14 protein-coding genes are annotated in these 12,199 nt (G+C 72.7%); 8 read left to right on the top strand and 6 right to left on the bottom strand.

Features of this window, described 5'->3' with window-relative positions:
• Positions 1-6 precede the first annotated feature (6 nt).
• Positions 7-372, bottom strand: coding sequence for an arsenate reductase ArsC (locus VGN18_RS17590; protein ID WP_349259960.1), 366 nt, complete (start codon positions 370-372; stop codon positions 7-9).
• 46 nt (positions 373-418) lie between these two features.
• On the bottom strand, positions 419-1,189 hold the full coding sequence (locus VGN18_RS17595) for an aquaporin (RefSeq protein WP_327541021.1): 771 nt from the start codon (positions 1,187-1,189) through the stop codon (positions 419-421).
• 45 nt (positions 1,190-1,234) lie between these two features.
• Between VGN18_RS17595 and VGN18_RS17600 the strand changes: the two genes are divergently transcribed.
• Positions 1,235-1,921: a helix-turn-helix domain-containing protein gene (locus VGN18_RS17600; protein WP_327541022.1), complete on the top strand. Its 687-nt coding sequence runs from the start codon at positions 1,235-1,237 to the stop codon at positions 1,919-1,921.
• Between the two features lie 52 nt (positions 1,922-1,973).
• On the opposite strand, the gene VGN18_RS17605 is transcribed toward VGN18_RS17600, so the two are convergent.
• Entirely contained in the window at positions 1,974-2,387 is a 414-nt protein-coding gene (locus VGN18_RS17605; protein ID WP_327541023.1) for a metalloregulator ArsR/SmtB family transcription factor, read from the bottom strand.
• Between the two features lie 82 nt (positions 2,388-2,469).
• Between VGN18_RS17605 and VGN18_RS17610 the strand changes: the two genes are divergently transcribed.
• Positions 2,470-3,039: an ArsI/CadI family heavy metal resistance metalloenzyme gene (locus tag VGN18_RS17610; RefSeq protein ID WP_327541024.1), complete on the top strand. Its 570-nt coding sequence runs from the start codon at positions 2,470-2,472 to the stop codon at positions 3,037-3,039.
• 35 nt (positions 3,040-3,074) lie between these two features.
• On the opposite strand, the gene VGN18_RS17615 is transcribed toward VGN18_RS17610, so the two are convergent.
• Positions 3,075-3,473 (bottom strand): DUF962 domain-containing protein, encoded by a 399-nt coding sequence (locus tag VGN18_RS17615; RefSeq protein ID WP_327541025.1) that lies wholly within the window; start codon positions 3,471-3,473, stop codon positions 3,075-3,077.
• A gap of 26 nt (positions 3,474-3,499) precedes the next feature.
• Between VGN18_RS17615 and VGN18_RS17620 the strand changes: the two genes are divergently transcribed.
• The 6 genes from VGN18_RS17620 (at position 3,500) to VGN18_RS17645 (ending at position 8,532) form a co-directional block, all read left to right on the top strand.
• Positions 3,500-4,537: an alpha/beta fold hydrolase gene (locus VGN18_RS17620; RefSeq protein WP_349259961.1), complete on the top strand. Its 1,038-nt coding sequence runs from the start codon at positions 3,500-3,502 to the stop codon at positions 4,535-4,537.
• Between the two features lie 53 nt (positions 4,538-4,590).
• A complete protein-coding gene (locus VGN18_RS17625; protein ID WP_327541027.1) occupies positions 4,591-5,256 on the top strand; it encodes a class I SAM-dependent methyltransferase in 666 nt (221 codons plus the stop codon).
• 113 nt (positions 5,257-5,369) lie between these two features.
• The gene (locus tag VGN18_RS17630) at positions 5,370-5,966 is read left to right on the top strand and encodes a hypothetical protein (protein WP_327541028.1); all 597 of its coding nucleotides are present in this window, start codon (positions 5,370-5,372) and stop codon (positions 5,964-5,966) included.
• A gap of 629 nt (positions 5,967-6,595) precedes the next feature.
• On the top strand, positions 6,596-7,075 hold the full coding sequence (locus tag VGN18_RS17635) for a SigE family RNA polymerase sigma factor (protein WP_327541029.1): 480 nt from the start codon (positions 6,596-6,598) through the stop codon (positions 7,073-7,075).
• Positions 7,072-7,866 carry a hypothetical protein gene (locus VGN18_RS17640; protein WP_327541030.1) on the top strand — a complete coding sequence of 265 codons (795 nt, stop codon included), beginning with the start codon at positions 7,072-7,074 and terminating at the stop codon, positions 7,864-7,866. The genes VGN18_RS17635 and VGN18_RS17640 overlap by 4 nt, the downstream gene beginning before the upstream one ends.
• 9 nt (positions 7,867-7,875) lie before the next feature.
• On the top strand, positions 7,876-8,532 hold the full coding sequence (locus VGN18_RS17645; protein ID WP_327541031.1) for a maleylpyruvate isomerase N-terminal domain-containing protein: 657 nt from the start codon (positions 7,876-7,878) through the stop codon (positions 8,530-8,532).
• A gap of 1 nt (position 8,533) precedes the next feature.
• Here the strand turns inward: VGN18_RS17645 and VGN18_RS17650 are convergent, their stop codons facing one another.
• Positions 8,534-11,014, bottom strand: a complete 2,481-nt coding sequence (locus VGN18_RS17650; protein ID WP_327541032.1) for a GNAT family N-acetyltransferase — start codon at positions 11,012-11,014, stop codon at positions 8,534-8,536.
• 8 nt (positions 11,015-11,022) lie between these two features.
• Positions 11,023-12,195, bottom strand: a complete 1,173-nt coding sequence (locus VGN18_RS17655; RefSeq protein ID WP_327541033.1) for an acetoin utilization protein AcuC — start codon at positions 12,193-12,195, stop codon at positions 11,023-11,025.
• Positions 12,196-12,199 lie beyond the last annotated feature (4 nt).

A 12,199-nucleotide genomic window follows, 5' to 3' on the forward strand; every position in this document is an offset into this window, starting at 1 on the left:
GTCTGCTCAAGCCTCGGTGGGCGCGGTGTCGGGGAGCAGTTCGGCGAGCAGGGTCTCGACGCGCGCGCGGATCTCGTCGCGTACCCGACGGACGACGTCGATCCCCTGGCCCGCCGGGTCGGTGAGCTCCCAGTCCTCGTAGCGCTTGCCGGGGAAGATCGGGCAGGTGTCGCCGCAGCCCATCGTGATGACGGCGTCGGAGTCCTGGACGGCCTCGACGGTGAGGATCTTGGGCCGTTCGGCGGTGATGTCGATGCCGACCTCGGCCATCGCCTGCACGGCGACGGGGTTGATCGCGTCGCCCGGCGCGGAGCCGGCGGATCGGACCTCGATCCGGTCGCCGGCGAGGTGGCGCAACCAGCCCTGCGCCATCTGGGAGCGGCCGGCGTTGTGGACACAGACGAACAGGACGCTGGGCTCAACGGGCACGGCTGGTGCCTTTCTCGGTGGCGTGGGTGGTGCCGGCGTGGTGCGGGACGACGTCGTCGGCGGCGGTGGCGACGTCGGGGTAGAGGATGCGGATCGTGCCGACGCCGACGAGCAGCCCGATGAGCTGGGCGCCGACGAACGCGGGGATGGAGGAGGGGGCGATTCCGGCGAAGGTGTCGGAGAACATCCGGGGCACGTCGGCGGCGATGTTGGCGAAGAACGTGCTCGAGGTGAAGAAGTAGCCGGCCGCGACCACGGCTCCGACCGCGGGGGCAGCGAGGGCGCCGCGATGGGTGCGGGCCAGAGCGAAGATCAGCGCGATCAGCACCGCGGTGGCGACGATTTCGCTGACGAAGTGCGCGCCGGTGGCGCGCCGGTGGGTGGAGAAGCCTTGCCGGACGTCGAACATGACGTTGGACAGCAGCGCGCCGCCGATGCCGCCGGCGACCTGGGCAACGGTGTACGCCCCGACTTCGGTGAGGGTCAGGCCGTGCCCGGCGCTGCGGCCGAGCAGCCAGTCGGCCGCTGAGACCAGTGGGTTGAAGTGCGCTCCGGAGATCGGACCGAGCATGAGGATCAGCGCAGTGAGGGCCAGACCGGTGGCGATCGCGTTCTCCAACAGTTGCAGGCCGAGGTCGCCGTGTGGGGAGAGCTGGGTCACGGCGATGCCGGAGCCGATGACGGCGGTCATCAGCAGACCGGTGCCGAGGAACTCGGCGAGGAGTCGGCGGAGCAGGGGGGCGGGTTGCGCGGCAGTCACCCCGTCATCTTGACCGGGTCAGGTAACTCAGTCAAACTTGAGGCAATGAACATTGAGGTGAATGAGGAGTTGCGTCGTCGCGCCGTTCTGCATGCGGCGCTGTCCGACCCGGCGCGGCTCGCCATCGCGGACACGCTCGCCCTCGGCGACGCGTCACCGTCCGAGCTGCAGGAGGCACTGGGCATGCCGTCCAACCTGCTCGCCCACCACCTCAAGGTTCTCGAGTCCGCCGGCCTGCTCACCCGCCACCGGTCCGAGGCGGACCGTCGCCGCACCTACCTGCGCTTGGCGTCGACCCCGCTGCTGTCACTGTCGCCCGCGCCGCGACGTCAGGTCGGGAGGGTGGTCTTCGTGTGCACCCGGGCCTCGGCCCGCTCCCAGCTGGCCCGCGCGCTGTGGCGGCGGGCCAGCCGGATCCCGGCCGTGGCCGCCGGGACCCATCCGGCCGGGCGGGTCAGCACCGGAGCCGTCGAGACGGCCCACCGTCACGGGCTGCCCCTGACGCGGGTCCGACCGCAACACCTCGACGACGTCCGCGGTGGACCCGGCGCCCGGGGCGGCGACCTCGTCATCACGGTCTGCGATCACGCGCGCGAGGAACTCGGCGCTTTGCCGGACCTGCACTGGTCGATCCCGGACCCGGTGCCCGCGGACACACCGGCCGCCTTCGACGCCGCACTCGAGGAACTCAGTCGCCGGGTCGCGGACCTCGCCCCCCGCCTCGCCTCCTGATCGGAGCCGGCTCGACGTCGATGCTCGCGGCGGAGAACGTGAGGGCGCCTCCTCAGGCGTCGACCGTGGGCCGTGCCCCTTCGATGTCCGGCAACGTACCGATCCAGGCACCGAGGCTCCGCAGCGCGTCGGCGTTGACCCGGTAGTGCACCCAGACCCCGCGCTTGTCCCGGTCGAGCAGCCCCAGCTCGTGCAGGACCTTCAGGTGGTGGCTGATCGTCGGCTGGGACAGATCGAACGCCTCGGTGATGTCGCAGACGCAGGCTTCACCGTCGGCGTGCGCGGCGACCAGCGACACGATCCGCAGCCGCACCGGGTCCGACAGCGCCTTCAGCAGCGCGGCCACTTGCTCGGCCTGCTCGGTCGACATCGGCTCGGCCAGCAGCGGCGAGCAGCACGCGACCGCCTGCAACGGCGTCAACTTCAGCGGCGTTCGGCCGCCGGGACCTGCGATGGACTTCGACATCCATCAATATTGACACCCATTGATGTCGTGTGGCAATCTGGTTCCAGTCACATTGATTGTTGTCTATGTCTTGGAGGACCCCATGTCCCGCGTGCAACTCGCCCTCAACGTCGACGATCTCGACGAGTCCATCGCCTTCTACTCCAAGCTGTTCGACACCGCACCGGCCAAGGTCCGGCCGGGGTACGCGAACTTCGCCGTCACCGAGCCGCCACTGAAGCTGGTGCTGCTGCAGAACCCGGGCCAGGGCGGCTCGATCAACCACCTCGGGGTCGAGGTCGCCGATGTCGACACCGTGGACGCCGAACAGACCCGCCTCTCCGCGGCCGGCTTCGCCTCGATCGACGAGCGCGGCACCACCTGCTGCTACGCCAAGCAGGACAAGTTCTGGGTCGAGGGCGCGCCGAACGGCGAGCGGTGGGAGATCTACACCGTGCTCGCCGACAGCCCGACCTTCTCGGCGGTCGGCGAGACCGGCACGACCTGCTGCGGCATCGACAACACCGCCGCCGCCTGCTGCGGACGCGCCGACCGGGAACCCCCGCACGGCGTGACCGGCGATGACGGACCTGTGGTTGCGGCCGTCGGTCTGGATCCTCGGCTCGGGCAGCGTGGTGTGCTCACCGGCTGGGCTGCGCGCCGGCGCACGTGATCTTCGAGGCCGGCCCCGACCCGAGCGTCAGGCCACTAGACCGCGACGAGACTCTCCACCTGCGGGTAGTTGGCCGCCGTCCGCGCGAACTCGTTCTCGCGCAGGTAGTCCCGGGCGATCACGGTCAGCTCGGCGTCACGCCCGGTGAGCATGTACCGCACCATCTCGAAGTCGCCTCGCAGCGACCACAGCGGGTTGCCGAACGAGGCCGGGTTGTTCTTCTCGACGAACCAGTGCGCCGGCCACGCCGTGCCGTACCCGCTGAGCGGGAACAGCGCGAGCATCTTCGGACGACGGGTGATCAGGCCGACGAGCGCGAGCACCGCCCCGACGATCGTGCCGCCGAAGTGCAGGCGGCGCGTCAGCGGCTTCGAGTGCATCGCCACGTAGTACGGGAAGAACTCCCGGTAGGACGCGAAATCGGGACGGGTCATCGTTGCAGTATGGCCGCCGGGCCAGAATGTGGCTCGTGGAGCAGCGCCTGGGCGTGATCGAGCTCGCGGACGGCACGCCGGTACGGTTCGCGGTCGCCGGACGGGGTCCGGTCGCGATCTACGTGCCGGGCTGGGTGTCGCATCTCGAGCTCGGCTGGGCGCTCCCGGCCGAGCGGGCGTTCTACGAGGGCCTGGCGACCGGGCGCACTCTCGTGCGCTACGACCGGCCGGGGTGCGGGCTGTCCGGCACGAGCGATCGCACCGACGTCGTCGCGCTCGAGTTGGAGGTCCTCGAGGCGGTCGCGGCGGCCGTCGGCGCCCACCGGTTCGACCTCGTCGGCGCCTCCTTCGGGGCACCGTTGGCGGTGCGGTGGGCCGCTCGGCATCCCGAGTCGGTGTCGCGTCTGGTCCTCTACGGCGGGTGGGTCGACGGCGACGTCGTCGCGGCGCCCGCCGTGCGCGAACACGTGCTCGGCCTGGTCGACCAGCACTGGGGATTCGCCTCCGACGTGCTGACCGAGGTCTTCGCACCCGATGCCGACGCCGGATTCCGCGCCGTCTTCGCGCGCTACCAGCGCGAGTCCACGTCCGCCGCGTCGGCCCGGCGGCTGCTCACCGCCTGCTACGACATCGACGTCGCCGACGACCTCGAACGCATCACCGCCCCGACCACGGTCATCCACCGGCAGGACGACCGGGCAGTGCCGCTCGCCGAGGGGGAACGGCTGGCCGGCGGCATCCGCGGCGCGGACCTGACGGTGCTGCCCGGCCGCACCCACATCCCGTTCGTCGGCGACGCGCACTCGGTGCTGAGCGCGATGCGGCGCGGTCTCGGACTCCCGCCGCTCGAGCGCGAGACCCCACCGACGGTCACACCGCGCCAGTTGGAGGTGGCGGCGCTCGTGGCCCGCGGCCTGTCGAACCGGCAGATCGCCGAGGAACTCGTGATCACCGAGCGCTCGGCCGAGTCACACGTCGAACGCATTCGGGGTCGGCTGGGCTTCCGGTCCCGGGCCCAGATCGCCGCCTGGTACGTCGCGACCAACCCGACAGCGGGCGCGTGAAGTGCGGTATTTCCACGGCTGCCCGCACGCCCACCGTCCGACACCCTGAACCCATGACCACGACAGCAACGCCGTCCACCACCCCGAAGCCGTTCGCACCGCACCCCGGTCGTGGCCGGTTCAACTCGCTCTTCTTCGCCGGCATGGGCGGCTACATCAACTGGCACATGCGCAAGCAGAAGTCGACGGCGTTCGCCGGCCTCCCGGCGAACGTGGTCGAGATCGGCGCCGGAGTGGGTGCGAACCTGCGCTACCTGCCGGCGGGCGCGCGCCTGACCGCGATCGAGCCCAATCCCTACATGCACGCCCGGCTCACCCGCGCCGCGCGCCGGCGCAAGGTCGACCTCGAGATCCGTGGCGTCGTCGCCGAGGGCATCGATCTGCCCGATGCCAGCAGCGACGCCGTCATCTCGAGCCTGGTCCTGTGCACGGTCGACGACCCGGCCGCCGTGCTCGCCGAGATCCGCCGGATCCTCCGACCGGGCGGGCGCTTCAGCTTCGCCGAGCACGTCGTCGCGCGTCCACGTACGCCGACACGCTGGTCGCAGCGGCTCCTGCGTCGCCCATGGGCGTGGGTCTTCGAGGGCTGCTCCTGCGAACGGGATCTGGCCGGCCTGATCCGGTCGGCCGGCTTCGCCGGCGTCGAGCTGCGGCCCTACCGGATCCATTCACCGTTCGTCCCGTTCAACACCCACATCGCCGGGACGGCGATCGCCTGAGGCCGACGGCCACGGGCCCGGGGGCGTCATCGTGTCGCCGGCCCGGCCGACCGGTCGAACGCGCGACATTCGGCCGCGCATGTATCGCGCGTGACCTGCCAGACTCCTGACCCGTGACGCCGGACAGACCGGCGACCGCCCCCGAGGAGTCCGCCGTGCCCGGTACCCGTCCCTCCCTCCTCCGCTCGTCCGCGATCGCCGTGACCTCGACGGTCCTGGCCGCGGCCTTCGTCCTGACCGGGTGCAGCAGCAGCACCTCGAAGACCGCGTCGTCGGGCACCTCCTCCTCCGGTGGCGCGCAGCCGAAGCCCGGCAGCTCCGCCGCCCCGGTGCACGCGGGCGGCGGTCAGCCCGTCGCCGGCACCGGCTTCTGCCGGGAGGCCACGCTCGCCCAGGCGGCCCAGACGAAGGCGGCGAACGCCTTCACCGTGGGCTCGCCCGGCTCGCTGCAGAAGATCGAGCAGCAGGGCCTCACCGAACTGCGCGCTCTCACCGCCACGGCACCGTCGCAGATCAAGAGCAGCCTGGCCTCCCTCGTCGCCGCCGACGAGAAGCTCTACTCCGCCCTGCAGGCCGCCAACTTCGACATGCGCAAGGTCGACCCGACGGCTCTGACCAGCCTGAACACGCCCGAGTTCACGAAGTCCATGCAGACCATCGAGGGTTACCTGACGAGCACGTGCGGCATCAAGGTCACGCCCTCGGCGTGATCGCGCCGGCAACCCGCCCGGGCGGTCGGCGTCCCCTCCGTACGCATCACCCCCCCGCGCCGTCGGGTTGGCGAGCCGGGACGCCGGCGGTTCCGCCACCGGCGGGCGATATAAGCTGGCCCTGCGTCAAGAAGTGGCGCTTCACAGCGCAACCCCGGAGTCGACGCATGAAGGCCAGTGGCAACCGACCGGCGCGGCCGCCTGTGACCTATGCCGCGCCCAAGTACGGCCCGACATCGGAGTACGGCGACTGCGAGGCCGCCGACTGCTCCCTCCCCGCGCGCACCACCTGCCCCCAGTGCTCCGGGCAGCACTGCCGGCGCCACGCTGCGCATCCGACCCACACCGAGCAGGCCGGTTAGCGGGTGGCGCCCCCACCCGCGGGTTGACCCGTGGATGTCGCCGGTGAGCCCGACGGCGTCGCCGCTCACCGCCGGCTGCGTGGCCAGGTGGGTCATGAGCTCGCGCCGGTCGGCCTGGTAGCCGTCCCACTGGTCGGAGGTCAGCTCGGGTCGTTCGGCCCGACCCCGTCGCGTCGACCGCGCGGGACGCTGATCGGGCACGGTGGGAACCCGGCGCGACGCCCACCTCGTCCCCCAGGGGGCAAGGACCGGACGACAGGAGCGGCAGTGCGTGACGAGGCGGGCTTCCGCGCGTTCGTCGAGGCGAACGGAGCCACGCTGCTGCACGCTGCCCGGCTGCTGACCGGTGACCACCATCGGGGTGAGGATCTCGTGCAGACCGCTTTGACCAAGGTGTACCTCAAGTGGGGACGCATCGACGCACCGCTGGCCTACGCGCGCAAGGCGCTCGTCAACGCCCACATCGACCAGTCGCGCCGCAAGTGGTGGGGCGAGCGGCCGACCGAGACCCTGCCCGAGACGCCGGTGGCGAGCCCCGAGGTCGTCGAGTCCGACTTGCGGGACGAACTGCGCCGCATCCTCGCCGGGCTGTCGCCGCGGGAGCGGGCGGTGGTGGTGATGCGCTACTACTGCGACCTCTCCGAGCAGGACACGGCGCGCACCCTGGGTATGCCGGTGGGCACGGTCAAGAGCACCTGTTCGCGGGCGCTCGCCCGGCTGCGGGTCGAAGCGGGGGTAGGACGATGAGCCCGTCGGAGTTCGATCTGCGGGCGGCGCTGCGCGACGGTGAGGGCGACGGTGTCGACGTCGACCGGGTGGTCGCGCTGGGTTCGGCCCGGCGGGCCGAGCGGCGCTCGCGCATCCTGACCGCCGCCGCCGCCGTCGTCGTGGTCGGCGCGTTGGGCACCGGCGGGGCGTTCGCGTTCCGCGGCGGCGGGGGCGATTCCGGCGGCAGTGCGGCCGGCAAGGCCGCGAGCTCCTTCACCGCCCCCAAGGCCGACTCGCTCGGGTCCTCCGCGGCCGGCGGCGCGGCCGAGCCCCGCGTCGCCGCCCCCCTGCCGGTCCCCTGCCCGGTCGAGTACCCGCGCACCCTGCTCCCGACCGGACCGGCGACCAGGACGGCGCTGTTCGCCGAGCCGGTGTCGTCGATGGTGGTCTGCTCCTACGGCTCACCGCGGGCGGCGACGCCTCCGGTCCGGCTGGCGCTCGTCGGCCTGCGGGCCACCGATCTGGCCGACCGGTTGGAGAACGCGTCCCGCACGCCGAGGGCGTTGCCCTGCCCGTCGGTGACCGACGCGCAGCGGACCGCACTGGTGATCATCGGGGTCACCGCCGCCGGTCGGCCCCTCCCGGCCGTGACCACAACGGTCGACGGCGCCGCCTGCAACCTGCAGGCGACCAACGGGCTCGCCGTGCGCTACGACTGGAAACCGCCACCGGAGCTGCTGCAGGGGCTCGCCGAACTCAGCGCCAACCCGACCGGGCCGGCCTCGCTCGTCCCCGGGCCGTCGGGTAACCAGGGTTCGCCCGTGCGGTAGGACGGTGGCATGCGCACCGTCGAACTCCTCGCCGCGGCCTACCGCCCGCTCCTCGCCTTCGTCGAGACCGTCGACGAGACGCAGGGGTGGACGCCGACGCGGCTGCCGGGCTGGACCGTCCGTGACCTGATCTTCCACCTGACCTCGGACGGCCAGCGCGCCCTCGTCGCGCTGTCGACCCCGGCGGAGGGGCCGGCCGATACCGACGCGGTCAGCTACTGGAGCGCGTGGCAGCCCGGCACGCCGGGCGCGCAGTCGGGCCTGCGCGGCACCCGCATCATGGCCAGCGCCTGGTCGTCGGTGCGCGGCCCGGCCGAGCAGTACCTCGAGACCGCGCGGGCCGTGCTCGTCGCCGCCGGCCGGGCCGACCCGGACACCGTGGTGTGCACGCAGGGTCACGCGCTGACGGTCGACGCGCTGCTGCGCACGCTCGCCGTCGAGGCGGCGATCCACCACCTCGACCTCGAACCGGCGCTGCCCGAACCGCCCGCGCCGGCCGTGCTCGACGAGGTGCGTCGCACCCTCGATGCCCTGCTCGGCGAGCCCGCGCCCGCGCACTGGGACGCGGTCCGCTACGCCCGCGTCGGCACGGGCCGCGCCGCGCTGACCGACGACGAGCGCGCCGCGGTCGGCTCCCGCGCCGACCGCTTCCCGCTCTTCGGCTGACCTACATCCCCCGCAACCGGCGTGGGCCGGTGTCGGGGCGTGCCGTCGACGGGCCGATCCACACCTGCGCCGAGGTGACGACCGCGCCGTCGGGGCCGCCGGTCACACCGAGCGTCGCCTCGGTGATCTCGGGCAGCGCGTCGGCCAGCAACGACAGCCGCAGCGCGAGCTCGGCCAGCGCATCGCGGTCGGCCGTCGCACCGCCGCCGTAGCCGTCGAGCAGCGGGGCGGCGCGCGGGGCGGCGATGAGGTCGGTCGCGTCGGCGGTCGTCAGCGGCACCGCGGCGTAGGCCCGGTCGCCGAGCAACTCGGTCGCTACGCCGCGCAGCCCGAACGAGACCAGCGCGCCGAACGAGCGGTCGCTGTGCAGGCTCAGCACGACGTCGACGCCCTCGGGCGGCAGCGTCGCGGCCAGGGTGATGCCCGCACCGTCGAGCAGCACCCGGCACTCCTCCCACGTCAGTTCGCGGCCGACGATGGACGTGGTCAGCAGGTCGTGGACCAGCTCGCGGGGCCCGTTCAGCGAAACACCGTCGAGCGCCGGCACGACGCCCGGCGCGCGCCGGCGCCAGGTCGAGTAGCGCACCGCCCGGCTGAGCGCCCGCACCGCGCGCTCGGGTGAGGCGTACGACGGGACCGAGCCCCGCGGTGGCGCCGAGTCACCGGTGGCAGCCAGGCTCGCCGGCACGCCCTCGAAGCCGAGGAACGTCGAGACCACCGGCTTGTCACTCGTCGCCGCGACGGTACGCAGCGCGGCCGCGACGAGCTCCGACGACTCCCGCTGCAGCGGCGGCACGAAGACGACCACCGCCGCGTCCACGTCGGGGTCGGCCAGCGCCTCGCGCAGGGCCGCCTCGAACACGGCCGGCGTGCCCTCGACCCCGACGTCGTCCATGCGGGCGAGCCGCAGCCCCTCGGCATCGAGCGCGTTCGTGACGAGCACGCCGAGCGCGGTGGAGTTGCCGACGACCGCCACCCGGGAACCGAGCGGCAGCGGTTGCGAGGTGAGCAGCAGAGCGACGTCGAACAGGTCACCCAGGGTGTCGACCCGGATGACCCCGGACGCCTCGAACAGCGCCCGCACGCTCACCTCGGGCAGCTCGACCGACGTGTAGGCGAGCCCCGGCACGACCGGCCCGGCGCCGCCGCTCTTGACCGCGATGATCGGCTTGCTGCGACCGAGCCGGCGGGCGAGCCGGGCGAACTTGCGCGGGTTGCCGAAGCTCTCCAGGTACATGAGCACGACATCGGTGTTCGGGTCGGTCTCCCAGAACTGCAGCAGGTCGTTGCCCGACACGTCGGCCCGGTTGCCGGCCGACACGAACGACGACACCCCGAGCCCGCGCCGTGACGCCTCGCCGAGCACGGCCACGCCGAGCGCGCCGGACTGGCAGAAGAAGCCGGCCCGTCCGGCCAGTGGCGGCAGCGGCGCGAGCGAGGCGTTCAGCTGCACCGCCGGGTCGGTGTTGACGATGCCCAGACAGTTCGGACCCACGACCCGCATGCCGTGCACCCGCGCCGCGGCGACGAGATCACGCTGCGCCGCCTGGCCGGCCTCGCGCTCGGTGGCGCTGCCCCGCTCGCCGAAGCCGCCGGTGATCACGACGAGGCCGCGCACGCCGCGCTCGGCGCACTGCTCGACGACCTCGGGCACCGACGCGGCGGGCACGGCGATGACGACGAGATCGATGTCGTCGGGGATGTCGTGGACGGTGGCGTAAGCCCGCACGCCGTGGACGTGCCGGGCGTCGGGGTTCACCGGGTAGAGCGGCCCGTCGAAGCTCGAGCGCAGCAGGTTCACGAAGACCGCGTTGCCGATCTTGCCCTCGTCGTTGCTGGCGCCGACGACCGCGACGGAGCGCGGGTGCAGCAGCCGGCCGATCGAGCGGGCCTCGGCGCGCTGCTCGCGCTCGCGCATGACGGCCTCGGTCACCGACGTCTCGTCGATGGCGAACTCGAGCGTCACCTCGCCGTACTCGATGTGGCGGGTCGTCTCGTAGCCGGCATCGCGGAAGACGCGGATCATGCCGGTGTTCTCGGCGAGCACGACGGCGGTGAAGCGGCGCAGCCCCCGCTCGCGGGCCGCGGCGGCCAGGTGTTCGAGCAGCACCGACCCGATGCCGCGGCCCTGATGGGCGTCGGCGACGACGAAGGCGACCTCGGCCTCGTCGCTGCCCTCGACGCTCTCGTAGCGTCCGACCGCGATGATCTCGCCGGCCAGCTCGGCGACGAGCGCGACCCGGTTGTGGTGGTCGACGTTGGTGAAGCGGACGAGGTCCTTCTCCGGGATGCGCGGGTAGGCCGAGAAGTAGCGCAGGTAGCGGGTGCGCTGCGACAGACCGGCGTGGAAGGCGACGAGGGCCTCGGCGTCGCCCGGACGGATCGGGCGCAGGTGCACCGTCCCACCGTCGGCGATGACGACGTCGGCCTCCCAGTGTCTCGGCGGCTCGGGATCGACCACGTCGGGCTGCACTTCGCTCATCGCTGCGCCTAGTCCCGCGGGTCGTCGGGGTCGAGGCCCAGCAGCGGGAAGACCGCCCGGCGGGTCGCGCCGATGGCGCCGTCGAGCCAGCCCTCGCCGCCGGGCGCCCACGGGATCACCTCGCGCAGCGGGCCCTCGCCCATCCGGGACGGCAGCTCGCTCTTCACGCCGCGGCCGCGCAGGTAGGTCGTCCAGGCCTCGGGCACGGGGGTGTCGGAGGCGATCTCGAGCCCGCTCGCCTCGGCCAGAAGATGGGTCCAGGTACGGGGCACGCAGCGGATCAGCCCGTAGCCGCCCCCGCCGAACGCCACCCACTTGCCGCCGCACACGTCGTGCGCGAGCTGGTGCATCGCCGCGATCGCGGCGCGCTGCCCGTCGATCGTCAGCTCCAGGTTGGCGAGCGGGTCCTCGTGGTGGGTGTCGCAGCCGCACTGGCTGACGAGCACGTCGGGGGCGAACGCCCGCACCGCGCCGGGCACGACGGCGTGGAACGCGCGCAGCCAGCCGGCGTCGTCCGTGCCCGGCGGCAGGGCCACGTTGATCGACGTGCCGGTCGCGTCGCCGGCGCCGATCTCGGTCGGCATCCCGGTGCCCGGGAACAGCGTGCGCGGATCCTGGTGCAGGCTGATCGTCATCACCCGCGGGTCGTCGTAGAACGCGGCCTGCACACCGTCGCCGTGGTGCACGTCGATGTCGACGTAGGCCACCTTCGCCGCCCCGGCATCGAGCAGGGCGCGGATCGCCAGCACGGCGTCGTTGAAGATGCAGAACCCCGACGCGTGGTCGCGCATCGCGTGGTGCAGGCCACCGGCGATGTTCACGCCGTGCTCGACCTCGCCGTTCCACATGCGCAGCGCCGCCGCCACCGAGCCGCCGGCCACGAGCGCGGCCGCGTCGTACATGCCGGCGAAGACCGGGTCGTCGGTGGTGCCGAGGCCGAAGCCCTCGTAGGTCTGGTCGACGCTCGCCCGCCGCACCGCGGCGATGTAGTCGGCGGTGTGGATGGTCAGCAGCTGCGACTCGTCGGCGGCGACCGGTGGCGTGATGGCGAGGCGCTCGAGCACCCCGAGCTCGCGCGACATGCGCACGGTGAGATCGAGCCGCACTGGGTTGAGCGGATGGTCGCCGAAGTCGTAGGCGAGGTACTGCTCGTCCCAGATCGCTCCTGCGTTGCACTCCATGTAC

This window comes from Jatrophihabitans sp., assembly GCF_036000465.1.
Taxonomy (GTDB): Bacteria; Actinomycetota; Actinomycetes; order Mycobacteriales; family Jatrophihabitantaceae; genus Jatrophihabitans.